The organism is Kitasatospora sp. SUK 42 (assembly GCF_015776785.2).
Lineage (GTDB): Bacteria > Actinomycetota > Actinomycetes > Streptomycetales > Streptomycetaceae > Kitasatospora.
In genome coordinates this window covers 193,218-217,576 of the sequence record NZ_LFMD02000007.1, presented here as the reverse complement: position 1 = coordinate 217,576, position 24,359 = coordinate 193,218, and the positions used below count along the sequence as shown (strand labels likewise).

Genomic DNA, 24,359 nt, shown 5'->3' with positions numbered 1-24,359 from the left:
GCGAGCACCCCGGTCCGCTCGGTTCAGCACCGGCACGCCCGCATGCACCCGGGCCCCGCCCACGACGGCGGGCCCGCCCCACCCTCCTCCGCTCGATCGGAGCCATCGCATGTCACGACGCCTCCCCCTGCTGCTCAGCGCCGCCCTCGCGACGGCCGCGCTGGGCGCCGTAACCCCGGCCCACGCCGCACCTTCCCCGGCCGTGGCCGCCGCGGCTTCGGGCACCCAGCCCTACGCCTCGTACTGGTACCCCAACACCATCCTGAACTGGGACCCGGCCACCGACCCGGACGCCCGGTTCAACCGTTCCCGCGTCCCGCTCCAGCCGCGCACCGCCGACCCCGCCCTCGCGGCCAACCCCAACGCCCGCACCGGCGAGGGGAGGATAGCCTCGCTGGTCTCCTTCGGGCCCACCTCCAACAACCCCTCCCAGGGCTCCGCCGACCCGAACTACTACGCCTTCGGCTACTGGCAGTACGTCGACAAGCTGGTGTTCTGGGGCGGCTCGGCCGGCGAGGGCCTGATCCTCGCGCCCAACCCGACCGTCATCGACGCCGCCCACCGCAACGGCGTCAAGGTCTACGGCACCGTCTTCTTCCCGCCCGCCGCGTACGGCGGCCAGCTCCAGTGGGTGCGCGACTTCGTCCAGAAGTCCGGCAACCGCTACCCCGTCGCCGACAAGCTCGCCCAGGCCGCCCAGTACTACGGCTTCGACGGCTGGTTCATCAACCAGGAGACCGGCGGAGGCGACCAGGCCCTCGCGACCGAGCTGCGCAACCTGATGCAGTACACCAAGGCGCAGAGCGGCACCGACTTCATGTGGTACGACGCCATGACCGCCTCCGGCGCGGTCAACTGGCAGAACGCCCTCACCTCGGCCAACTCGCCCTTCCTCCAGGACGGTTCGAAGCGCACCTCGGACTCGATGTTCCTCAACTTCGACTGGACGGCCGGCGGCCTGAACTCCTCCCGGACGCTCGCCCGGCAACTCGGCCGCAGCGAGTACGAGCTGTACTCCGGCATCGACACCGAGGCCAACGGCTACAACACCTCCGTCGGCTGGAACACCCTCTTCCCGCCCGGCAAGCCGCACACCACCTCGCTCGGCCTCTACCGGCCCGAGTGGACGTGGAAGTCCGCCACCGACCGCGCCGACTTCTACGCCAAGGACTCCCGCTACTGGGTCGGCGCCAACGGCGACCCCTCGCGGATCGACCTCTCGTCCGGCTGGCCCGGCCTGGCCGGGTACGTCGCCGAGTCCTCGCCGATCACCGCCAAGCCCTTCGTCACCAACTTCAACACCGGCCAGGGCGACTTCTACAACGCGGCCGGCACCCGGGTCGCCACCGGCGGCTGGAACAACCTCTCGCTCCAGGACGTCCCGCCGACCTACCGCTGGGTGGTCGACTCGGCCGGAAGCAGGCTCAGCCCGTCCGTCGACTTCACCGACTCCTACCAGGGCGGCTCCTCGCTGCGGCTGACCGGCACCCTGGACGCCACCAACACCGTGCGGCTGTACGAGACCAGCCTGCCGGTCACGGCGACGACCAAGCTCGACCTGGTCACCAAGACCCCGGCCGCCGGGCCCACCAAGCTCAAGGCCGCCGTCTCCTTCACCGACGCTCCGGGCAGCTTCACCACCCTGGACGTCGGCGCCGACTCCGGCACCGGCTGGGAGCGCCACACGCTCGACCTCTCGCCGTACGCCGGCCGCACCATCGCCCAGATCGGCCTCCAGGTGGCCGGCAGCGACCCCGCGTACGACCTGCGGGTCGGCCAGGTCGCCCTTTACGACGGCACGACGGAGACCCCGGCCGCACCGGGCGGGCTGACCGTCCTGGGTGCCAGCGACGTGACGCCCGGCTCCAGCCAGTCCCTGCGGCTGTCCTGGACGGCCGCGCCCGGCGGCAACGTCCACCACTACGAGGTGTACCGGCGCAACGCGGACGGCAGCCGGACCTTCCTGGGCGCCACGCCCAACGACGCCTACTTCGTCGGACGGCTCGACCGGGCCGGCGCCGAGACCAGCACCACGCTGGACGTCGAGGCGGTGTCCACCACCTATGGACGCTCCACTTCCGCTTCCACCACGGTGAGTTGGAACGGAAGCCCGTCGACCTCGACCAACCTGGCGCTCAACCGCCCGGCCACCGCCTCCGGCCAGTGCAACGCCGACGAGGGCCCGTCCAAGGCCGTCAACGGCAGCGTCAGCGGCGGGACGAGCGACAAGTGGTGCACCCTGACCTCGGCCAAGTGGCTTGAGGTGGACCTCGGTTCGGCGAAGCGACTGTCCAAGTTCGTGGTCAAGCACGCCCAGGCGGGCGGCGAGAGCGCCGCGTACAACACCCGCGACTTCTCCGTCCAGGTCCGCTCCAACCCCACCGACCCCTGGACGACGGTCGCCGACGTGACCGGCAACACCGCGGGCACCACCACCCACCCGGTGAACACCACCGCCCGCTACGTCCGGCTGGTCATCACCAAGCCCACCCAGAACACCGATCCGGCCGCCCGCATCTACGAGTTCGAGGCCTGGGGCGCGTAGTCCCGCACCCCACTTCGGAAAGGAACCACCCCGTGTCGGTCACCATCACCGCCGTCGAGAGCACCGACCTGTTCACCGGACCCGAGGACGCCCCGCGCCAGCTGCTGCGGGTGACGGTCGAGGGCCCGCCCGCCCGGATCACCGTCACCGGAGCGGGCGTTCACGGCGAGGCGACCGGCACGGGGCTGGTCGAAGTCCCGCTGGAGATCACCGGCGCCCGCCCCGGCGACCACCTGCCCGTCACCGTCAGCGCGGACGCCTGCTCGGTCGAGGCACTGGTGGAGGTCGCGGAGCCCGGCTGGACGATGTTCCTGGTCTCCCACTTCCACTACGACCCGGTCTGGTGGAACACCCAGGCCGCCTACACCTCCCCCTGGGAGCTGCTCTCCGCCGACGCCACCACCCGGCCCCTGTGGGAGCGCAACGGCTTCGCCCTCGTCGACGCCCACATGGACCTCGCCCTGCGCGACCCGGTGTACAAGTTCGTCCTCGCCGAAGTCGACTACCTGAAGCCGTACTTCGACCAACACCCGGAGCGCCGCGAAACCCTGCGGCTGCTGATGGAGCGCGGCCAGGTCGAACTCGTCGGCGGCACCTACAACGAGCCCAACACCAACCTCACCGGCGCCGAGACGACCATCCGCAACCTCGTCTACGGCATCGGCTACCAGCGCGACATCCTCGGCGGCGACCCGCAAACCGCCTGGCAGCTCGACGTGTTCGGCCACGACCCGCAGTTCCCCGGCCACCTCGCCGCGGCCGGCCTCACCGGCAGCGCCTGGGCGCGCGGCCCGTTCCACCAGTGGGGCCCGATCCAGAAGAACTTCCGCGAGGCCAAGGACGACGCCCGGGTGATGCAGTTCCCGAGCGAGTTCGAGTGGATCGCCCCCGGCGGCGAGGGCGTGCTCACCCACTACATGCCGCACCACTACTCGGCCGGCTGGTGGATGGACTCCTCCCCGGACCTCGCCACCGCCGAGCAGGCCGTGTACGAGCTGTACCGCAAGCTCAAGCCGGTCGGGGCAACAAAGAACCTGCTGCTGCCGGTCGGGACGGACTACACCCCGCCGAACAAGTGGGTCACCGAGATCCACCGCTCCTGGGCCGCCAAGTACCTGTGGCCGCGCTTCGTCTGCGCCACCCCGCGCGACTTCCTCGACGCCGTCCGCGCCGAACTCGCCGCCACCGGCCGCCGGCCCAGCCCGCAGACCCGCGACATGAACCCGGTGTACACCGGCAAGGACGTCTCGTACATCGACACCAAGCAGGCTGGGCGGGCGGGCGAGGTCGCGGCCGTGGACGCCGAGAAGCTCGCCACCCTCGCCTCCGTGCACGGCCTGGGCCGCTACCCGGCCGCCGCACTCGACAAGGTGTGGCGCCAACTCGCCTACGGCGCACACCACGACGCGATCACCGGCTCCGAGTCCGACCAGGTGTACCTGGACCTGCTCGGCGGCTGGCGGGAGGCGTACGACCTGGCCTCCGCCGTCCGGGACACGGCCCTGGACGCGCTGACGGCGAGGATCTCGACGGCGGGCGAGGGCTCGGCGATCGTGGTGACCAACACGCTGTCCTTCGACCGGACGGACCTGGTGTCGGTCGAACTGCCCCCCGGTGCGCGGTCGGTGCGGGTCCTGGACTCCTCCGGCACCCCGGTCTCGTGCACCGTCGACCGGGGGACGCTGCGCTTCCTGGCCACGGACGTTCCCGCGCTCGGCTGGAGCACCTGGCGGCTGGTCGAGGGCACCGCCGAGGACCCCTGGACGGCGGCCGAGGGCTTCGCGATCGAGGGCGACCGGTACCGGGTGACGGCCGACCCGGCGCGCGGCGGCGGGCTCTCCTCGGTGTACGACCTGCTGCACGAACGGGAGTTGATCCAGGACGGCCGGATCGGCAACGAACTGCGCGTGTACGAGGAGTACCCGCAGCACCCCGACTTCGGCGAGGGCCCGTGGCACCTGGTGCCGAGCGGCCCCGTGGTCGGCTCCGGGGAGGGCTTCGGGACGGTCCGGCGCGAGACCGGGCCGCTCGGCGAACGGCTGGTGATCGACGGCGCGGTCGACGGGGTCCGCTACCAGCAGACCGTCACGCTCTGGCGCGGCCTGGACCGGGTCGACTGCCGGACCAAGGTCGTCGACTACTCCGGCGCCGACCGGCTGCTGCGGCTGCGCTTCCCGGTCGACGTCCCCGGCGGTCTGCCGGTCAGCGAGGTCGCGGGAGCGGTCGTCGGACGCGGCTTCGCCATGCCGGACGTCGACTCGGCGGAGGCGCCCTGGACGTTGGACAACCCGGCCAACACCTGGTTCGGCCTCGGCGCCACCGCACGGGTCGAGCTGACCGACCCGGCGGGCACGGTGGTCGGCTCCCGCGCCCTGGGCGTGGCCGAGGTCGTCGTGCCGACGCTGGACGACGCCGCCGACGCCCGGCCGCTGGTCGTCGCGCTCGCCCGGGTCGGCGTCACCGCCACCACCTCGGGCGCCGACTGGGCGCGGTACGGCTGGCTGGACGTCGACTCCAACCTGCCCGACTTCCGGATCGTCGTCGGTGGTCCGGAAGTCAACGAGGCGGCGCGGGAGTTGATCGAGCGCGCGGGGGAGGAGTACGCGACCGCGCTCAAGGCGCACGGCGCGGTGTGGGTGCCGGCCCTCACCCCGCTCGCCGAGGTCTGGCGGCCCGACGCGGACCTGCGCGACCTTCGGGCGATCCCCGCCGTGGTCGTGTCCGAGGCCTCCGCGCTGGTCGACGACCTCGCCGACGCCCGTCTCACCGCCGTCTGCCCGTCGCCGGTCGCGGACCAACTCGCCGACCACACCGTGGCGTTGCTCAGCTACGGCCTGCCCGGCTTCGCCGTGGACGCCACCGGCGCGCTGCACCTGTCCCTGATGCGCTCCTGCACCGGCTGGCCCTCGGGCGTCTGGATCGACCCGCCCCGGCGCACCCTGCCGGACGGCGCCTCGTTCCAACTCCAGCACTGGACGCACGAGTTCACCTACGCGCTGGTCGGCGGCAACGGCGACTGGCGGGACCAGACGCTGCCCGCCCAGGGCCAGGAGTTCAACCACCCGCTGTACGCACGGATCGCTTCTGCCCAGGACGGCCCGCTCCCGTCCACCCTCTCCTGGCTGCGGGTCGAGCCCCAGCGCGAGGTCCTGCTCGGCGCCCTCAAGCCGGCCGGCAACCCGATCGCCCACGGCTCGGCCTCATCCGGTGGGAGCGACCTCACCGTCCGGCTGGTCGAGTCCACCGGCCTCGGGCGTACCGTCCAGCTCGGCGGCGCCCTCGCGCTGAGCGATCTCCGGCCCGCCGACCTGCTGGAGCGCCCGCTGGGTGTCTCGATCGAGCAGCTCGACCTCGCCGGCTCACAGATCGCCACCCTGCTCGCGGCCCCGGCCGTCACTGCTCCGACCGCTGAAGTGGACCTCGGCCCGATCGCCGAACCGGCCCAGCCCGTCCACGCCCGCTACTGGCTGCACAACCGCGGCCCGGCCCCGCTCGGCTACCTGCCCGTGTCCGTCGGCGCCTCGCCCGGGCTGCTGCGGACGGTGGGGGAGCCGGTATCCCTCTCCGTCGCCCTCTCCTCGCAGCTCCGCGACGCCGCCGTCGAGGGCACGGCCGTCGTCCTGCCGCCCGAGGGCTGGTCGACCAGCCTCGGCAGCCGCCCGTACCGGCTCGCACCCGACGGCCACCTGCGCTTCCCCGTCACCCTCACCCCGCCGACGGACGTTGCACCCGGCCTCCACTTCGCCGCTGTCCGTCTGACGCACGACGGCCAGCAGATCGAGGACGTGGTCACCATCGCCGTCGGCGACCTCCCCGACCTGCTGCCCGTCCCCGGCGACACCCCCGAGGACTGGACAATCGCCCAGGGCACCAAGGCCACCACCGGCCGCGACACCGGCCTCTCCGTCGACGTATCCGTTGAGACGCTCCGCCTCACCCCCGGCAGTCAGGTGACCCTCTCCCTCGCCCTCACCAACCGCACCCGAGGCGAGATCCGGGGCGAGTTGCAGCTGGTCTCCCCGTGGGGTACCTGGGAGGCCATCGCCGACCCCGTCCGAGGCTTCACCGTCCCCGCCGACTCGGCTGTGACCGTGAACTTCGACATCACCGCCCCCGAGTCCACCGACCCGGGTTCGTACTGGGCCCTCGCCAAGGTCATGTGGTTCGGCCGCTGCCAGTACGCCCCGACCGTCGCCCTGGTGGTGGAGGCATGACCCTCGGCCTGCTCGACGGACGTCCCCTCTCACGTATCGCCCTCGACGCGCGCCTCGCCGCCCTCCGGAGCGGCCCGCGCTCCACCGCCCTGCCCCAACCGGGCAGTTCGGAGGACCGCCAGCTCACCCGCTGGGTCGCCCAGGTGCTCCTCACCGAAGCACTCTGCGAGGCCGTCGCTGCCGAACGCAACCTGCCCGTTTTCCCGCCCGGCCCCGCCCACCTCGACCAACAAGCCGCCGTCGAACTCGGCTCCATCACCGCGGCCGCCTACGAGGGCAACGCAGCCGTCCGTGCCGTCTACGACGCCGTGACCGCCGACATCGAGCCCTCCCCGGCCGACATCGCCCACTACCGCACCCTGACCACCCGCCCACCGGCCACCCGCTGGCACCTCGCCCTCCCCGACGGCAGCCTTGAGGCCGACCCCGACACCCTCCCCACGGCCCTCGCCGAAGCCCTCCGCGAAGCCCCACCCGGCGAGTGGGTCACCGTGGGCACCTGGAAGGCCACCCTCCTCGCCACCCTCACCATCCCCCAGAACGGAGACCCCACCCCCACCCTCCGCGAAGCCGCCCGCCGAGCAGCCTTCACCCGCTGGCTCGACCAAGAACGCGCCCAACGCCTCACCCTCGTAGAGGGACTGGAACACCCCGGCGACCCCACCCAACCCGACAACCACCATCGCCACTGAGAAGATCACCAGTTTGTCCGCCGCGCTCGCTCCCGAGCGCGGCGGACAAACGGCTTCGCGAGTGCTGTGATCGCATAGATTCGTCTGGTTGGCGGTGGCGGTATCTGAACCGGTTGGATGCGGGGAGGCGCGGTGGCGCAGCCGGTCAAGGTCCGGAGGCCGACCGATCAGGAGGGCCAGTAGTTACAGAGGGACGTGATCCACCGGTTCAACGAGATCAGTCTGACCTGGCAATCCGTGCGGTCAGAGCGCCAATGATGCGTGCAACGCATCGAACAGGTCGCGGAGTTCGGCGGCGTCGATGGGATTGATCTCCATCTGCAGGTGACACACGTCATCGTCACCGTGGGGAGTCAGACGCACGAAGAAGGCGAACCCGTCCCCGACGGGTTCGGCGCTCAGTACCAGCGGGTTGTTGCGACCGGGCGTGACCGACGCCGAGAATCGAGCGCCCGACGGGGCACGCAAGTGGGAGAGCACCCGTGCGGCGAAGTCCGCGGCCTCCTCCCTGGTGAGGTAGGCGGTGTAGTCGGCTGACAGCCAGGAGCACCAATCGGCGGTAACCCGCCAACTGTTCTCGCCACCCTGCGCCAACTCCAGCCACGCTGCATCGCTGCCGAGGCGTATCCGCGGCATTTCCATCGTCACACCCTCCGGCCTTCGCATCCTGGGTCCGCGATCTAGGCCGATCGGGCAACCTTCCGGATCGATTCGCTCACCGAGTTGCCGGAGCTTATCGGGAAAGCCGACACTGGAGCGAACTGGGCGTCGCGGACCAGGAATAGGGGCAGCCGTCGACACGCTGGGCAGCTTCGAAGTCCTGTGGTTCGAATTCCTGGAATCCCACGAGGCGCCGTGCCCCACACGCGGGTGGGGCACGGCGCATGACGTCTGCTCGCTGCGGTCGGTGGCGTGACGCGGTCCCGTATGCGCGTCAGATCGGTAGGTTCCAGCCGGGGCCGTCCTCGGTGCCGAGCCACACTCGCTGGCCGGTGGCCGAGACCGTGATGCCGAATTCCTCCTGGTGGGGTTCGCCGGCGGCCTGCCAGTGCTGGATCGCCTGCTCGACGCGGTCCCACAAGCGGACGGGGCCGCGCTGCACGACGGTCCATCCGCCATCGGGGCTGGGTGCCGTCCGGGCCTGCGAGCCGGTGGACACGTCCCAGAGGATCTGCTCCGCTCCCGCCCCCAGCCGTTCGGCCGAGGGCGCCGCGAGCTGCGCGACCCAACCGCCGGTCCAGTCTTCGAGCTTCGCGGGGTCGATCAGGCTAGGGCGCTCCTCCCCGGGCAGCAGGGCCAGTGCCGGGCGGGGCGGTCGGTCGTGGGGCCGGGCGATCATGAAGCTGGTGTAGCCGGGCAGGAACCGGCCGGTGGCCTCTCCGGGGCCGGTCACGTCGAGCAGCACGAGGGCGTGGGCGTAGCTCCACCCGGACAGGGTGGCCAGGATCCTGCCGCCCGGCTTCACCTGGTGCAGCCAGGGGAGTGGGACGTGCCGGACCGAGCAGGTGGCGATCAGCCGGTCATACGGTCCGCCGTCCGGGTCGCCGCGCAGCCCGTCGCCGATGATCAGCCGGGGCGCGAAACCGGCTGCCTTCAGTGCCGCCGCAGCAGCCGTGCCCACCACCGGGTCGTACTCGACGCTGGTGAGATTTGTGCCCCCGAGGCGGTGCGCTCCGAGGGCGGTCGAGTAGCCGGTTCCGGTGCCGATCTCCAGCACCCGGTGCCCGGCCTCGGCGCCGAGCTGGTGCCACATGCGCAACACCAGCGACGGCAGGGTGGAGGACGACGACGGGGAGCCGGCCACAGTCCCCTCGGTCACGTCGTCGGGCCTGGTACGGCCGTCGAGTTGAGTGATCAGCGTTTCGTCGGAGTAGACCCCCTCCAGCCACCCGGGCTCGCCCTCCCGGACGGGCCGGTAGCTGTTGGGGACATTGCCCGCCACCGGCAGGAAGTAGGACGGCGTGAACAGCTCGTGCGGCACCGCCCTGGCGGCACTGTGCCACCCGGGATCCGTGAGGGTACCGTCCTCGGTAAGCCTGTCCACCAGGGAAGCGCGGAGCTGAGTCGCTGTGCTCACGTGTCGGGGCCTTTCTCCAACTGGTCGGCGATGGCGCGGGCGACGGCAGCGGTGGTCTCCGCCGGCTCGTGTGGAAAGTTCTTCGGAGTACTGCGAGTACAGCCCAATTCGCGCTCACCGAACAGGCATTGCCGGTCGTCCCGGGGTTGTCCCGCCCTCGCTGACGGTAGGCTCTCGGTCACCGTCGATGATGGGATTGGCCCGTGGACGACCCGATCCGGCATCCCCTCGCCCATGCGCGCGAACTGCGCGGCTGGTCCCAGGGCGAACTCGCCGCCCGCCTCGACAGGGCCGCGCGCGGCCACGGGCTGCGCTCCGGCGCCGACAAAGCGGCCGTGAGCCGGTGGGAGAACGGGCGCAAGACGCCGAACCCCGACTCGCAGCTCCTGCTCGCCGAGGTCTTCGGCGTCACGGTTCCGGAGATGGAGGCGTACGGCTGGCCGTACTGGCTGCCCGGACGCGACGAGCCGCTGCCGCTGGGGTCCGCGTACTTCCTCCAAGCACTCCACGACGCACAGAGAGCCCTTATGGACCGTCGCAGCTTCATGACGTACAGTGCCGTCTCCCTCGCGGGGCTCGCCGCTCAGTGGGCCGTGATCGAGCCCGAACGCCTCACCTCCGCGCTGGACGGCAATCAGGTGGATTCGGGACTCGTGGACTGGCTGGAAGAAACCAGCAGGCAGCTGACGGCGCTGCCCACCGAACAGCGCCAGCACGCCATCCGCCTGATGGACGCCCATCTCGCAACGGTGACCGACCTCATCGCCGACGGCCGCTTCGGCGAGACCATCGGCCGACGCCTGCACCTGTTGGCGGCCTCCCTGGCGACCACCTGCGGCTGGTACCGCTTCGACCACGGCCGGCACTGGGCGGCCGGCAAGCTCTGGGGAGCCGCCCTGCAGTCCGCCCACGCCGCGGGCGACCGCGACCACGGCGCCGGGGTGCTCTCCGACTTCGCCTACCAGTCGAACTGGCTCGGCGAGCCGAAGGTCTCCGTCGACCAGCTCGGATACGCCCTGTCCGGAACGCAACACCCGACCGCCAGGTCCCTGCTGTTCCTGCGCCGCGCCCGAGCACACGCCGCCCTCGGCGACCGATCGGCCTGCTACCGCGACCTGTCGGAGGCCGAGGCCGCCCTCAACCTGGAGCCCACCGACCCCGCACCGGGCTGGTGCGCGTGGATGGGCCCGGCCGACCTCGCCGTCGACTCCGGCCAGTGCCTGCTCGACCTCGGCCGCACCGGCGAGGCCCACGCCCGGATCACCGAGGGCATGGCCCTGCTGCCCCGGGCGCGGGACAAGACACGCGGGATCTTCCTGACCTACCAGGCCAAGGGCTACCTGCAATCCAACGACATCGAGCAAGCCCTCGCCGTCACCCAGGAGTCGCTCGACCTGGCCACCCGCATCGGAGCCCCACGCTGCGCCACCCTCGTCCGCGACCTCGCGCCGGCCTTCGAGCCTTACCGCCAAGTCGACGGCGTCCCGGAGTTCCTGGAGCGACTCAAATCCGCTTGACCGCGGGCACCAGCGCGCACAACTTCCTCAGCGAAGCCGGGGAACGGGCCGCACCGATTCACCCACGGTGGTAGGCCGCCTGCCAGCGGATCCTCGGCCGGGAGGTAGCCAGCTGGTGAGAGACCGGTGGCTTTTCGTTCCACGGGGCGAAGGGCCACCGGGAGCGACATGAGTGCGCTGAAGCCGTCCACATCGGGCTCCTGGCTCCCTGCGCACTGATCCAGAGGGCGACGACTCATCCTCATGAGGAGACGACGGAGCCCCGCCAGGTCTCCTGACGGGGCTCCCCCGGTCACTCCAATTGCCCTACTTATTCACCAGCCGATATCGCTAACCACGGCGGCGAAAGTCCGGCGTCCTCGGTGGAGGAATCGAAGCTTCCGAAGTGTTCCACAGCGACGGATCGAAATCGCGGCTCAGGCCTTATTGACCCTGGTGCATCCATTCCGGCGAGGCCACTCCAGAAAACTCGTTCCAGTCCAGGCAGAAAGACCGAGACCTGGGGCCAACGAATTCCCAGAGAGACTTGAGGTCGAACCCTTCATCCCAGGCCTTGAGGATCTCTTCGAGGAAACCTGTGGCGATTGCGGCCTTCTCCTCCTCATCGCCGGATTCCAGAACTTCTTCGGCGATCCCCAGAATCTCGCGCTGACTTTCCCTGGGAATAGAATGGATGTTGCTGGAAAAGTTGGTTCCGATTCTCGCCAGCAGCAAGGTGATTCCCAGGTCGGCATCGTCTTCACCGAGGATCGGGTCAACGCTGAAGAGTCTTTCAACCCAATCGGGTCGGCTCACGATCAACGCCCTTCCAGTGCATTTCGCATATCGCGAATCAGGTTTTCCGCTGCGGCCCTGTCACCCGCACGGGCCGCCGGGTTGTTGGTCAGCCATTTCTCGAAGAAGGAGATGGCGTCCTTGGCCTTCTGGGAGTGCCAGCGACTGCCGACAGCCCGGCCATTTACCATCTCCCACCGGACGGCAGCCGCAGTACTCCCACTGCCGATCGTAGCATTCTCCCGGTAGAGCTTATTCACCATCTCCGCCAGTTTCGGATCTTCCACGTAGGGCTTGGCCATCTCCGCGCGAAGGATGTCCTTGTAAGCCTCGAATGCAGCACGGTTGTTGGCGACTGCGGCCAACGGCGGGGCCTCGCGCAGGATGGGTATCCGCCGGGTGAGCGGCTTGAGGATGTTCTTCATCCCGGAGCCCATGCCTGATTCGAGCAAAGGGATGATCGGAATGGTCTTGTCTAGCTGCTTGCGCAGTTCCGGCCCGCATACGTTGCGGTTCGGGTAGTCGGTGCCGAAGAGGCTGGGATTCTTATATTCGCAGTAACCGGCCAGAATGCTCGCCGGCAGATCCTTGATTCCCGGCTGCGGCATGGAGAGGTTGACCTCGCCGGCCCATTTATCGAGACCGGCTGCAACCCTGTTGCAGTAGTCACGGTCCTTGTTTGTCGGCAGGCTTACACCATTGAGGTAGCATGTTCCGTCGAAGACGACCAGAAGCGCACCGTTCTCGTAGGACCGAAGGTCCTCGATCCCGCCGGGCTCTTCCGCTGGCGGTACCTCGGTCCCACCTCCCCCGTTCGGCGGAGGATTCGCCTCAGACTTTCGTCGAGCTTCCTCTTCCTTCTTAAGGCGCTCAATCGCACCGAGGTATGCCTCGGTCGCCACGCGTGTCGCCTCCGCGGCGTCCTTGCCCGCTTCAATGGCAGCAAGACGCGCGGACTCAGCCGAGGCACGAGCGCGCTCGGCGTACACGCGCGCAAGCGCAGCTGATGACGCGGCCCGGCGTTCGGCCGCTGAGGCCGTCTGAGCCGACGAGTTGGCAGAATTCGAGGCCGTTCGGGCCTGCTGTGCAGACTCGGCGGCCTTCTGCGCCGACTGCTCGGCGTCCTTCGCGGAGGCGCTGGCCTGGTCCGCCGATGTACGTGCCTGAGTTGCGGACGTTCGCGCTGAGGCGGCGTAGGAGGAGGCTTCCTCGGAGGCCCCCCTCGCGTTTGCGGCTGCCTGGGCCGCTTCGGCGGCCTGCTGCTGGGCGAGTGCTGCGGCGCTCTTGCCCTCCGCGACCATCCGGCGGACCTCGGCGACATGGATCGCGTTGTCGTAGTCCTCCTTCGCCACGTGGTATTGGGCGAAGGCGACGAAGTCGCGCAGTGTGGACGCGGGTGCGGTCAGTGCCACTTGACTGGCGGCCTGGAGCCTCGGGCCGCCGGTCGAGACGAGGCGGAGGACATCACTTCGGTCGTCCTCCTCACGCGCACGGAACTGCCCGGTTGCGAGGAAGTCGCGCAGTGCGACGGCCGTCTTGGCATCGATGGCCGCGCTGCCGGCCTCCTTGACCGCCTTCCCGCCTTCGTTCATGATCCGCAGCACCTGGGAGCGGTAGTCCTCCATCTGCAGTTGGTGCTGTCCGGTCTCAAGGAATGCGGCCTGGGCCTGCGGTGTGTCGTTCAGTACCGTTGCCGCTGCAGCCTTCACTGCTGGCGTACTGGTCTCGGCCAGATACACGACCTTGGCCCGGTCGTCCTGCTCGGCTGCGACCACCCTGTTGGTGGCCAGCCACTGCCGCACGTCCGCCTCAGAACCTGAAAGGGCGGTCTCCGCGGCGCGCGCAGTCCAGATACCGCCGACTGTGAGCAGGTGCACGGCTGCCTTCCGGCCGCTGACCAACTGCTTGGCCGGGTCGACACCTGGAGCGGTCGCGTCGGCCAGGAGCTGCTTGGTCTCCTGGTCCTGCCTCACCGCCTCGGCGCGGTCCGTGGCGAGAATGAGCTTCTGCGCGTCGTCCTGCTGCTTCAGCTTCTCAGCGGCCCTGATCGCGTCGTCGCGGTCAGCCTCGAGTTCGGCCTGCTCGGTCTCCCTCGCGGTGGACTCGACGGTTCCGGCCTTCTGCGCGGCTTCGAAGGCCTTGTTGGCCGCGGCGATTGCGGAGTTGGCGTTAGCGGTCGCCTGATCGGCCCAGCCACCGCTCTCACCGGCGTGGGCGGCTGCGTCATCGGCGGCCTTGGCTGCCGCATCGGCATGAGCTGCGGAAGCCGTGGCGGCCTCCCGGGCCTGCTGCGCCGCCGTCGAAGCCTGGCTCGCGAACGTCTCCGCGCTCTTCGCCGCAGCCGAGGCGTTGGCCGCGGCCTGACGCGCCTTGATCGCCGCTTCCTTGGCGCGGCGGGACTGCGCTTCCGAGACCCCCCGCATCGAAGCCGCTTCGGAGGCAGCTGCCGCAGCCTCCGAGGTGTGTGCGGCGGCGCTGGCGGCCGCCCGCGTGGCCAGGATTGCGTCGCCGAGAGAAGCCAGGGCCGCCGTGAGTGAGAGGATCGAGATATTGACGTTGGCCGAGGCGTCACGGGCAGCAGTCGCCGCTTCCCGAGCCCTCTTGGCTTCCGCCGAGTCCTTCTTGGCGGCGCTCGACGCCTCGTAGGCACGTGCGGCTGCCTGGCCGGCCGCAGCCGCTGCCGCGGCCGCAGCCGACGCGGACCTGGAGGCGACCCGCGCCGCCGAGGCGGCCGAGTTGGCTGCGGAGATTGCCGTTCCAGCTGCTTCTGCGGCCCGTTCAGCCGCCTCGGCGGCCCTGCCTGCGGCTCCCGAGGCGAGTTCTGCCGAGCCACTGGCCTGGGCAGCCTCGGCGGAAGCCCGTTCAGCGGCCTGCTTGGCCGCAAGCGCGGTGTCCTTAGCTCGTTCCGATGCCTCCTTTGCCTTCTCGGTATCGGCCCTCGCCTGAACACCGGCCTGCTTGGCGGCGTTCACCAGCTGATCGACGGTCATTGCTTCGAGGTCCTGCGCCATAGCGCGGCTCTGACCGTTCGCCAGGAACTCCTTGACGGCCTTCGAGCCGCCATCCATCGCAGTCTGGGCCGCCTTTTGTACCTGTGGACCCCCGGTACTGATGAGGCGGAGGACCTGTACCCGCTCATCTTCCTCCTGGGCCTTCTGCAGACCGCTTGAGAGGAATGCGGCGAGAGCCTCCTGAGTCCTGGCATCCAGAGCTTTCTGTCCGGCTTCCTGGACAGCCCGGTCGCCGGAATTGATCGCGCGGAGGACGGCTACTCTCTGGTCTTCTTCACTTGGCTGCCGCCAGCCTGATTCCAGGAACTTTCGTATCTCCTCAGGTCCCTTGTCGAGAGCTGCGGAGGCCGCTTGCCGGACACCCTTGTCGCTGCCGTTCATCATTCGGAGGACCGACAGACGGTCATCCTCGGCCTGGGCAGCCTGAAGGCCGGCCTGGAGGAAGCGGTTGATGTCCTCCTCCGCGCCGACAAGTGCAGCTTCAGCGGCTGCCTTTGCGGCTGGGCCCGACGTGTGCCAGGCCTCCAGGACCTTCGCACGCCCGGCAGCAGATGTCGCGCCAGCGTCTCCAGCTGGTTCTGCGGCCACTACTGGGGGTGCGCTGGCGATGGTCACAGCCAGAGCCAATGCAGAGACCGCACCCGCAGCTGCGTGGCGGAGCGCTGGTCGTGGTGATCCAGGTCCCGATCGGAAAATTTTCATAGTTCCAACTCGTTTGTCAACGGTCGAAGTGTCTGCGCATCGCGCGCGACAGATCGTCGCACACGAACACCGCCTTCAGGGGTGGATCTTGGCATCCGGATCGGCCTGTTTCGGCGATGAAGCCATCACCATGAACAGGCAAAGAAGTAGAAAAGGAGAACCTTGTCCGGTTTGTGTGCATAAAGTATAGTTAAGCGCCCAGATGGGTGGGCTGGGCGTGTATCCCCAGCCTCGCTCGGGTGGTATTAATGTGCGGTGCCTGCCCTCCCGTCGCCGAAGCCGCGTCAGCTGGGGCGTCGAGGGTCGGCTGTGCTGATCCGGGGGATCAATCGACAAATGAATTGTTCGCTCGGGATTAATGGATAATTGTCGGGAATTCGGTTCGAGTTCCGACAACGGACACCATGGGGATGGATCATGAGGAACGGGCATCGCATGCTCACCGCTGCAGTCGCAGTTGTTGGCGCCTTGGCAGTGGCGTCGTCCGCTGGGGTATTTGCTTCCAGCAGTGCCGACATCGAGAGTCCGCCTCCTGCCGTTGAGGATTTCTCCTACCCGGCAGCTGATCAGATTCTGCACGATTCAGGAATTGTTCTGAAGCGTGGTGACGGCCACATCACTTTGGCTGAGTGCAAGGCCGGGACCGATCAGCTCGAGGTTTGGCAGCGCGGCCGGGACAACACTTTCTGCTTCAGTGTCGTCGGCTCTGGCGGGTTCATTAGCATGGAAATTCCGCGGGTCTACTCGATCCGCGGGAACAGTTATGACGTGACGGCGGAAATGACTGTGGACGGGACGAGCAAGTCGTTCCCGTTGAAGAAGAACCTTTGGACCCCCGTCGGCGATTCGGCGGACCCCCAGGGCCGTGACCACGCGCTCCTCGAACTGCGCGCGTCCAAGTAATCATCCGCCGCAGGCTCCGTCGGTGGCGCTCAGGTCGCAGCATTCTGGATTCCAGACGCTTTGGTCGAGGAACGTTCGTTCTGCCCTTCAACACGCTTTCCCGCCCTCGATAGGCGGGCATGCTGTCTTTGGCCGCGATAGTGCGGTGATCTGCAAAGGTGGCACTGGCGCCCCGGCCCTCCGGGAGGTCAACGGCAAGCCGAGCCGGTGGCCGCAGCTCCGTGTTCCTAGCAGGGTGACTGCCTGGGCGCCCTCGCCTCCGGAGCCCGAGCTGGCGCATGCAGCTCCCGTGTTGACGACCTCGGTGACTGGGGGAAGGACCTGCGCTATCGCACGAAGGAGGTCAAGTCCGGCCTTCACATGCAGGTCGGCGGCTCAGGCAGCGAGCGGTTCATCTTCGACTGAAAGGTGGGCCGCTGGCTTGGTAGTTGGTTGTTTTTCACCAGCGGTGCACTGACCGTCGTGGACAGCGTTGCCAACGGCGACGCCATGCATGTCCTCGTGTCCGGCTCGACGGCAACTTCTACACATGCGACAACAAGGCCGACGGAACGTGGACCCGTGGGGCGAGGTCCCCGGCGGCGCCACCAACGTCAAGGCCATCACCGCCACTATCGGCTGATTCCAGCCCTCACCGACGTCCCACTGTTCTCGGCCACCGTACGGGGCCAGGCCCGGCGGGGCGTCACCAATCCATACTTCTCAGAGGAATTCCCATGTCTCGCAAGGCCCAGAACCGCTCCCGGCGGACGGGTGTACTGGTGGCAGCTGCGGCTTCCGGCGTGCTGGCCACCCTTTCGATCCCTTCGGCTCAGGCCGTGGTCGGTGATCCGGCCGCCGACAACACCTACGCCTACACCGCGCGGATCGTCATCGGTGACAGCCTGCGCGCCTGCACCGGCGCGCTGGTGGACCGCCGTTGGGTGCTCACCGCCGCGTCCTGCTTCTCCGACGACCCGGCGCAGCCGCAGGCGCTGGCGGCCGGTGCGCCGAAGTGGAAGTCCACTGTCACGATCGGTGCCAAGTCGGTTCAGGTGGCGGAGTTGGTGCCGCGCGCCGACCGCGATCTGGTGATGGTCCGTCTCACCGCGGGCGTCGACGGTATAGCCCCGCTGCCGCTGGCGACCGCCGCCCCGACCTCCGGGCAGACGCTGCGGGTGCCTGGGTTCGGACGGACGAAGGACGAGTGGGTGCCGGGCAAGCTCCACACCGGCGCGTTCTCGCTCGACACGGTGAGCCCGACGGGCATCGGCACCACCGGTACCGGCGGCGCGGCGATCTGCAAGGGCGACACCGGCGCCCCGGTGATCCGCGAGACCAACGGCAAGGCCGAGCTGGTCGCCGTGGCGTCCCGTTCCTGGCAGGGCGGTTGCCTGGGCACTCCGGCCACCGAGACCCGGACCGGCGCCTTCAACAGCCGCGTCGACGACCTCGCCGGCTGGATGCAGCAGGTGAAGACGTCGCGTCTGACGAGCCGACTCTTCGCGGTCGGCGACGACCACCAGATCTGGGGGAACGACGGCGCCTACACGGAGAACGCGTGGGGTACCTTCAACCCGGTGCCGGGCAAGAACGACATCCAGCAGGTCAGCGCCGTCACGATGGGCGACAAGGTGCGCCTGTTCGTGGTCGGCGGCGACAAGCGGATCTGGACCACCACCGGCGACTACGCGACCGGCACCTGGAGCCCCTACGACGTGGTCCCGAACAACAGCGGCATCAAGCAGGTGACCGCCGTCGCGATGGGCAACACCGTGCGCCTGTTCGCGGTCGGCGGCGACGATCGGGTCTACACCGCGGCCGGCGACTACGCCGCCGGCGGCTGGACCAAGTTCGATCCGCTGCCCACCAGCGCCATCAAGCAGGTCGCGGCGACCACCGTCGGCAACACCGTGCGCCTCTTCGTGATCGGTGGCGACAGCCAGATCTGGACCACCACCGGCGACTACACCGCTGGTACCTGGACCCCGTTCGTGGCCGTGCCCAGCAGTGGCATCCAGCACATCGCCGTCACCGCCGCCGGGAACACCGTGCGCCTGTTCGCCGTCGGCGAGGACCGGAAGGTCTGGACCACCGAAAGCACCGACAACGGCCCCTGGTCCACCTTCGGAGCCGTCCCGAACACCGGCGGCATCAAGCAGGTCGCGGCGACGACGATCGGCGACACCACACGCCTGTTCGTGATCGGAAGCATGGACGAGATCTGGACCGCCGACAAGAAGGCCGACGGCAACTGGACCACCTTCTACCGCATCGCCAGCAGCTCCATCCAGAGCATCGCCGGTGCGACCACCGGCTGACGGCCTCACCTCGGCCGGCCCTGCGGCCCGCCCTGCGCCGCGCAGGGCGGGCCGCATCCGTATTCCGCCCCGCACCTCGCCCACGAGGAGGCGGGCTCCCACACGGTGGCGGGCCTGTCGGCGACTCCTCGGCCAGGGGGTGACCGGCTGATGAGAGAGCGGTGGCCCTTCGCTCCCTGGAGCGAAGGGCCACCGGGGCAGTGTGGTCTTCTCGACGAAAGTCTTGTCCGGCCCCGGGAGATCTGGTCCCGTGCCGGTTCAGTCGGGGTTGCCGCTCGATGTCGCATGGCGGACCATGCGCATGTTCGGCAGTTTCCCCCGCCAGAGCTCTCGCTCGCCCGTGGCCTTGAATCCGTAGCGTTGATAGAAGCGGATCGCGCGCTCGTTGTAGTCGGTGACCCACAGGCGCATAGGCGCGCATCCCGCCCAGGTGAGGAACTCATCCATCAATCGGCCTCCGACGCCTCGGCCTTGGGCTTCGTCCAGCAAGTACATCGGCCCGAGGGTGACCACCTCGTCCCGGCGGCCGCAGAGGAAGCCGACGATCTCCGTCCCGGAGCGGACGACGCGGCAGAACAGCTGGTCCGGCTGCGTCTTCGTCGCCTCGATGAACTCTCGCCACTGGGCGATTCCCTCCGCGGTGGCGGAGGCGCCGCGGTGCTCACGGATCCAGGTCTCGTCGATCCCCGCGTCCGCGCAGGGATACGTCTGTAGCCAGACCTTCAACTGCAGCGGGCCCAGGGAGGCGGCGTCGTCGGCACGAGGGGATTCGATCACGTGGGTCATGGCGACCATCCTCGACGAAGCACGCCGAGTGCCTCGCGCGATTTCTTCGATCTCAACGTCGTAGGTGGCGACTACTCGGGCCGCGCCGTTGCCGTGGCACCGGTACAGACGGGGTGGGTGCGGGCGGCGTAGGAGCGGGCGGCCACGACGAGGCCGATGCCCAGACCGGCGAACGCCAGGCCGCCGAATTCGACCATCCAGGTGATCCCCGAGCTGGTGGTGAACGGCGCGGACGGCTCGATCGGGGGCAGCACGCCGGTGGCGATGAGCGGGGCCATGATGACGAGGACGGCCCCGTACATCGTCAGGGGGATGCCGGTCAGCAAGGCCGGGATCAACGGCAGCAGGCGCGGGACCCGTCGTCCGGACAGGACCAGCGTCCAGCGGGGGAAGACCTGGCCCCACGTGTACAGCAGACCCAGCAGCAGGAACACCCCGACCATCGCGGCCAGTACGGTCACGTCGATCCCCGCCGCCGCGGCCGCCTTCGCGGGCCCCGACGCGCCGAGGCTCGTCGTCCTCTGCCAAGCGTCGGCCGAGACGCCGAGTGCGTCGCCGCCCAGCGTCCAGATGGTCTTTACTCCTGCCCACGGCAGAAGCCCGCACATGAGCAGGTACACCGCCGTGCGGGTCCGCTTCGGAGCGGGGGAGACGGCGGGGTGAGCGAGTGGGCCGTCGCTGGTGCCGGCGTGCGGGCGCCCGCATCGCGGGCAGTCGCCGCGCAGCCGTCGGCGGTACGACAGTCCGACGAGGAGCAGGAGCGCGGCGCCGACCGTGTTCAACAGCACCTGAGTCAGACCGGTGGTGCTCTCGAAGCCCGAGAGCGTCACCAGCGTCACGAAGTAGATCGGCAGGCCGTTCGTCCCGACGACGAACACCGGGATCGTCACGACCAACACCGTCGCCACCACGGCCCGGCCAGGCCTGGCAAGCGTTCGGGTGCTGGCCAGGCAGGCCCCGCCGGCCAGGACGGCGAGGGCTGCCAGGAGGAGCTGGACCGCCGGCGCGTACGAGGAGTGCTCCTTCCACGGCACGGTGATGCCCGCCGCCGCCCACGTGACCTCGAAAGCGGCGTACAACACGCCCCATGATGCGGCGGCCATCGGGGCCCACAGGGGCCATCGCCGCCACCACGACGTTCGCCTCGGGTTCGCGGCCGACGGCTTGGGAACGCCGCCTGCCTCCGAGTTCGCAGGAACAACCACGGTGACCCCCATGCATCCGGACTGACGATGCTTCGAGACTCTCCGTCGCCAGTCCCGACCGCCTCCGTCCCACGGATCATCCGGCTCCCCCGCGCAGGGGAGGCCGGATCACGAGCGTAGGCCCGCCGGATGACCGCGGTCTGGTGGGCCTTGGCCCCCACCAGCCGAAGGATGGAAGTGGGTGCGCCTACCAGGGCAGGGGGCCCTGCGCGCCGACGTAGCCGCCGGTGGGGCCGTCCGGGCCCAACTGGGCCATCCGTACGATGATCTCAGCGCCCTGTTCGACGGTCTGGGTGCCCTCGTGGCGGTTCAGGTCGGTGGCGGTGTAGCCGGGTTCGACGGCGTTGATCCGCATCTGCGGGAACGCCCTGGCGAACTGGACGGTCAGCATGTTGACGGTGGTCTTGGAGGCCGGGTAGGCGGCTCCCGGGTACGCCTTGCCGGCCAGGGCGAGGGAGGCGAGGCCGCTGCTGACGTTGACCACGACCGGCGCGGCGGAGCGCTCCAGCAGCGGCAGGAAGGCGTGGGTCACCCGGACGAGGCCGAAGACGTTGGTCTCGAACACCTCGCGCATCACGTCGGCGGTCAGGTCCCCGGCGCCGATGATCCCGCCCTCCGGCGAACGCACCTCGATCCCGGCGTTGTTGACCAGGACGTCCAGGCCGCCGTCGGCCTCGACGGTGGCCACGGCGGCGGCGACCGACGCGTCGTCGGTGACGTCGAGCTGTACGAAGCGGGCGCCGAGCTCGGCTGCGGCCGCCGTGCCGCGCTCGACGTTGCGCGCTCCGACGTAGACGGTGTGGCCCGCGGCGATCAGGCGGCGGGCGGTCTCGTACCCGAGGCCCTTGTTGGCTCCGGTGATCAGAGTTGTCGTCATGGGCGCAGCCTCTCTCCGGGGTGATGTGATCCACCAGTGCTTTTCGGCAGGGTTGATACTGCCAATGATCGACTGCCAACCGGCCTGCCGAGCAAGGCGGCTCGCCGGGGAGGAGGTGTGGCCGGGAGCGAGGGAGCCCGCCCCCTTCCTGAGCCTGGCCATCATGGGCAGGCTCATCACCTGATCGCTCTATCGGCAGGCAGGAGCAATGAAGTGCACCAACTCGCCTACGGGGACGTCAAAGCCGCCACCGACCGGATCGCCGGACGCATCCGACCCGTTGCCCTGACCTCGGGCGAGTGGCCCGAGTGGCCCGAGCAGCCCGGTGAGCTGTGGCTGGCGCTCGAATTCATGCAGCACACCGGGTCGTTCAAGGCCCGTGGCGCCCAGAACTTCCTCCAGGCCCATCGGGAGACCGGCGCTCTCCCCGACGCGGGGGTCACCATCGCCTCCGGAGGCAACGCCGGACTGGCGTGCGCTTGGGCGGCCCGCCAACAGGGTGTGCGCGCAACGGTCTTCCTGCCCACCACCGCCCCGGCGGTGAAGGTGGCCAGGCTCCGCGGCTACGGCGCCGAGGTGCGGCTGGTCGGTTCGGAGTACGCCGAAGCCCTGGCCGCCTGCGAGGAGTTCACGGCCGCCACCGGGGCGCTCGCCGCGCACGCCTACGATCATCCGCTGATCGCGGCCGGGGCCCGCACACTGCTGGAGGAGATCCGCAGCCGGATCCCGGGCCTGGACACCGTGGTGGTCTCGGTCGGCGCCCGCCGCGCCTCCGCCTCCGCCCTGCACGCTGCCCAGCAGGACGGCGCCCACTCCGTGCTGGTGCCGGACGCCGAGATCGTCCGCGCCCGCCAGGCCCTGTGGGACGACCGCCGCATCGTCGTCGAACACGGCGCCGCAACTGCGTTGGCGGCCCTGAGCGGTCTCCCGGGAAGGTACCGCCCCGCTCCCGGGGAGAAGGTCTGCGTCGTGCTCTGCGGCGCCAACACCGACCCGTCCGACCTGGTCGGCCAACCGGCCGCGCGCTGATGGGCGAAGAGGACGCGCGGTGCATCGGCCCGCCGCCGACCGGAGGAGTTGGAGGAGCAGGAAGTCGGCGGGTCCGACTTCCTGCTCCGGCCGATTGTCGAACGGCCCCTGTTCGCCGGCATCCCGGAGCGGGTTCGCCGGGTCTCGGGGAGGACGGCCCCCGGCACCCCGGACCAACGCGGGGGCCGGGGGAGCGGTCGCCGCTCGGCTGGCGCCCGGAGCTCAACACCCTTGGGATGATGGCTGGTTGTGGCAAGCGGACCGCGCCTTACGTCACTCGTTCGGCCGGGCATGAAACAAACCCCGTGGCGTGGCTTTTCACTCGTAAAGGTAGGACGTCCCGACTTCCCCTGGCTCGGTGACACTGGCGGCCCCAAGATGATTCGTGGGCGTCTCAGGAACTACCTGTGACCAATTCAGCGAAAGGGAAGGCGACATGCCGAAGACTGGCAAGATCGCGCTGGCCGTCGCCACGGCCTGCTTCCTCACCGGCGCCATCACGGCCACCGCGCCCACGGCCTCAGCCCAGCCCACGGAGTTCACCGACAAGGTGAGGCCGGTGCTGTACGACGGCTACCTCAGCCCGGCGCCCGACGGCACGGTGATCGTCGGGGACGCGCACGAGTGGGTGTTCAGCGAGACGCCCTCCCGTACCTTCACGATCCGCTCCAGCAACCTGCCCGGTGCGCCGTGTCTCACCGCCGAGGGTGACGGGCAGCCCGTGCGGGTGGACGCGTGCCGCCCCGGAGCCGAAGGCCAGACCTGGGATCTGAGGGAAAGCAGGCAGATCCACGCCCTCCTCATCGAGAGCGTGGACCTCCCGAACGAGGTCCTGGAGGCGCACGGCGCCGGCCTGGTGGTCACCCTGGAGCCCAAGACCGACAACCTCGACCAGCGGTGGCACCTGCTGTAAAGGAACCAGCCTTCCCACGGTGAACGGGCCCGGCGCACTCGCCGGGCCCGTTCGGTGGCCGAGGTTGGGAAGTAGGCACTCAGCGGCCGCGCCGGGTGTCGCGCTTCAGCGGGGCGGCAGGCTCAGGACCGCCTCGGCGAAGGCGTCCGGCGCCTCCTGCGGGACGTTGTGGCCCACCCCGGGCAGGGGCCTGAGCTCGCACGGGCCGGTGAAGCGGTCGGTGCTCCGCTGGTCGGCGGGTGGGATCACGCCGTTGTCCTCGCTGACGAGCACGACCGAAGGCACCGTGATCGGCGGCCGGCCGGCGAGCAGGTCCTCCAGCGGCTGGTGACGCGGATCGCCCGGCATCAGGCCGTACCGGTGCCGGTAGGAGTGGACCGCCACGTCGACGAAGTCCGGGTTGTGCAGGCCGGCCGCCGACGCGGCGAAGGCCTTGCCGGCCCCTCAGGTAGGGCGCCAGTACGAACCTGCCGCGCGCCGCCAGCCGGGCCGCGACCTCGTCGAACGCCCGGACGTCGTACGGGAATCAGTGCAGCAGGATCACCGGCACGCCCGCCTCCGGGGTGCGCTCGCCCGCCTGCTCGTACGCGATGTCGAGATCGGGCGTCGTCACGCGGTTCAGGGCACTGAAGCTGACACTCATTCACCCATGCTCCCGCGCGGTCGACGGTCCCCGGCGGTGTCGCCGCGCACCGTACAAGGGCCTGGTATGGGCATGGCAAAGACTTCCTGACCCCGTGTTCGCGCATCTGGACGAACCGACCGGCGGGCTGGTGTGGTGTCGGGGCTCCAAGCAACGCCCGTACGCCCCTCC

16 protein-coding genes are annotated in these 24,359 nt (G+C 69.6%); 8 read left to right on the top strand and 8 right to left on the bottom strand.

Annotated elements, in window-relative coordinates; all coding sequences use genetic code 11:
* The first annotated feature begins 109 nt into the window (after positions 1 to 109).
* The 3 genes from RZ50_RS22685 to RZ50_RS22675 are packed head-to-tail and all read left to right on the top strand — an operon-like array spanning position 110 to position 7,451.
* Entirely contained in the window at positions 110 to 2,545 is a 2,436-nt protein-coding gene (locus RZ50_RS22685; RefSeq protein ID WP_217680788.1) for a discoidin domain-containing protein, read from the top strand.
* A gap of 32 nt (positions 2,546 to 2,577) precedes the next feature.
* The gene (locus RZ50_RS22680; protein ID WP_217680787.1) at positions 2,578 to 6,759 is read left to right on the top strand and encodes an NEW3 domain-containing protein; all 4,182 of its coding nucleotides are present in this window, start codon (positions 2,578 to 2,580) and stop codon (positions 6,757 to 6,759) included.
* Positions 6,756 to 7,451: a hypothetical protein gene (locus tag RZ50_RS22675; protein WP_217680786.1), complete on the top strand. Its 696-nt coding sequence runs from the start codon at positions 6,756 to 6,758 to the stop codon at positions 7,449 to 7,451. Before RZ50_RS22680 ends, RZ50_RS22675 begins: the two co-directional genes overlap by 4 nt.
* Before the next feature lie 243 nt (positions 7,452 to 7,694).
* Here the strand turns inward: RZ50_RS22675 and RZ50_RS22670 are convergent, their stop codons facing one another.
* Positions 7,695 to 8,099, bottom strand: a complete 405-nt coding sequence (locus RZ50_RS22670; protein ID WP_217680784.1) for a hypothetical protein — start codon at positions 8,097 to 8,099, stop codon at positions 7,695 to 7,697.
* A 286-nt stretch (positions 8,100 to 8,385) separates the two neighbouring features.
* Positions 8,386 to 9,528, bottom strand: a complete 1,143-nt coding sequence (gene tgmC, locus RZ50_RS22665; protein ID WP_217680782.1) for an ATP-grasp peptide maturase system methyltransferase — start codon at positions 9,526 to 9,528, stop codon at positions 8,386 to 8,388.
* A gap of 203 nt (positions 9,529 to 9,731) precedes the next feature.
* Between tgmC and RZ50_RS22660 the strand changes: the two genes are divergently transcribed.
* Positions 9,732 to 11,045 carry a helix-turn-helix transcriptional regulator gene (locus RZ50_RS22660; protein WP_217680780.1) on the top strand — a complete coding sequence of 438 codons (1,314 nt, stop codon included), beginning with the start codon at positions 9,732 to 9,734 and terminating at the stop codon, positions 11,043 to 11,045.
* A gap of 423 nt (positions 11,046 to 11,468) precedes the next feature.
* Here RZ50_RS22660 and RZ50_RS22655 read toward each other — a convergent pair whose 3' ends face one another.
* Together RZ50_RS22655 and RZ50_RS22650 are read right to left on the bottom strand one after the other, a co-directional pair.
* On the bottom strand, positions 11,469 to 11,840 hold the full coding sequence (locus tag RZ50_RS22655) for a hypothetical protein (protein WP_217680779.1): 372 nt from the start codon (positions 11,838 to 11,840) through the stop codon (positions 11,469 to 11,471).
* Between the two features lie 2 nt (positions 11,841 to 11,842).
* On the bottom strand, positions 11,843 to 15,445 hold the full coding sequence (locus RZ50_RS22650; protein ID WP_217680778.1) for an ALF repeat-containing protein: 3,603 nt from the start codon (positions 15,443 to 15,445) through the stop codon (positions 11,843 to 11,845).
* Positions 15,446 to 15,967: 522 nt separating this feature from the next.
* Between RZ50_RS22650 and RZ50_RS22645 the strand changes: the two genes are divergently transcribed.
* Together RZ50_RS22645 and RZ50_RS22640 are read left to right on the top strand one after the other, a co-directional pair.
* Positions 15,968 to 16,435 (top strand): hypothetical protein, encoded by a 468-nt coding sequence (locus RZ50_RS22645; protein ID WP_254803020.1) that lies wholly within the window; start codon positions 15,968 to 15,970, stop codon positions 16,433 to 16,435.
* Between the two features lie 716 nt (positions 16,436 to 17,151).
* Entirely contained in the window at positions 17,152 to 18,735 is a 1,584-nt protein-coding gene (locus RZ50_RS22640) for a trypsin-like serine protease (protein WP_217680777.1), read from the top strand.
* 258 nt (positions 18,736 to 18,993) lie between these two features.
* On the opposite strand, the gene RZ50_RS22635 is transcribed toward RZ50_RS22640, so the two are convergent.
* The 3 genes from RZ50_RS22635 to RZ50_RS22625 form a co-directional block, all read right to left on the bottom strand.
* Positions 18,994 to 19,521, bottom strand: coding sequence for a GNAT family N-acetyltransferase (locus RZ50_RS22635; RefSeq protein ID WP_217680776.1), 528 nt, complete (start codon positions 19,519 to 19,521; stop codon positions 18,994 to 18,996).
* A 71-nt stretch (positions 19,522 to 19,592) separates the two neighbouring features.
* Positions 19,593 to 20,603: a hypothetical protein gene (locus RZ50_RS22630; RefSeq protein ID WP_217680775.1), complete on the bottom strand. Its 1,011-nt coding sequence runs from the start codon at positions 20,601 to 20,603 to the stop codon at positions 19,593 to 19,595.
* 310 nt (positions 20,604 to 20,913) lie between these two features.
* Positions 20,914 to 21,603 carry an SDR family NAD(P)-dependent oxidoreductase gene (locus RZ50_RS22625; RefSeq protein WP_217680774.1) on the bottom strand — a complete coding sequence of 230 codons (690 nt, stop codon included), beginning with the start codon at positions 21,601 to 21,603 and terminating at the stop codon, positions 20,914 to 20,916.
* Between the two features lie 213 nt (positions 21,604 to 21,816).
* Here RZ50_RS22625 and RZ50_RS22620 point away from each other — a divergent pair, with 213 nt between their 5' ends.
* Positions 21,817 to 22,632, top strand: coding sequence for a pyridoxal-phosphate dependent enzyme (locus tag RZ50_RS22620; RefSeq protein WP_217680773.1), 816 nt, complete (start codon positions 21,817 to 21,819; stop codon positions 22,630 to 22,632).
* Between the two features lie 436 nt (positions 22,633 to 23,068).
* The gene (locus tag RZ50_RS22615) at positions 23,069 to 23,545 is read left to right on the top strand and encodes an RICIN domain-containing protein (RefSeq protein WP_217680771.1); all 477 of its coding nucleotides are present in this window, start codon (positions 23,069 to 23,071) and stop codon (positions 23,543 to 23,545) included.
* A gap of 105 nt (positions 23,546 to 23,650) precedes the next feature.
* Here the strand turns inward: RZ50_RS22615 and RZ50_RS29415 are convergent, their stop codons facing one another.
* On the bottom strand, positions 23,651 to 23,929 hold the full coding sequence (locus RZ50_RS29415; RefSeq protein ID WP_254803018.1) for an alpha/beta fold hydrolase: 279 nt from the start codon (positions 23,927 to 23,929) through the stop codon (positions 23,651 to 23,653).
* Positions 23,930 to 24,359: the final 430 nt, after the last annotated feature.

Bases quoted from the DNA above. Each gene is read 5' to 3' on its own strand.
- RZ50_RS22685 (WP_217680788.1), top strand. From the start codon at position 110: ATGTCACGACGCCTCCCCCTGCTGCTCAGCGCCGCCCTCGCGACGGCC.
- RZ50_RS22675 (WP_217680786.1), top strand. From the start codon at position 6,756: ATGACCCTCGGCCTGCTCGACGGACGTCCCCTCTCACGTATCGCCCTC.
- RZ50_RS22645 (WP_254803020.1), top strand. From the start codon at position 15,968: ATGCTCACCGCTGCAGTCGCAGTTGTTGGCGCCTTGGCAGTGGCGTCG.
- RZ50_RS22640 (WP_217680777.1), top strand. From the start codon at position 17,152: ATGTCTCGCAAGGCCCAGAACCGCTCCCGGCGGACGGGTGTACTGGTG.
- RZ50_RS22635 (WP_217680776.1), bottom strand. From the start codon at position 19,521: ATGACCCACGTGATCGAATCCCCTCGTGCCGACGACGCCGCCTCCCTG.
- RZ50_RS22625 (WP_217680774.1), bottom strand. From the start codon at position 21,603: ATGACGACAACTCTGATCACCGGAGCCAACAAGGGCCTCGGGTACGAG.
- RZ50_RS22615 (WP_217680771.1), top strand. From the start codon at position 23,069: ATGCCGAAGACTGGCAAGATCGCGCTGGCCGTCGCCACGGCCTGCTTC.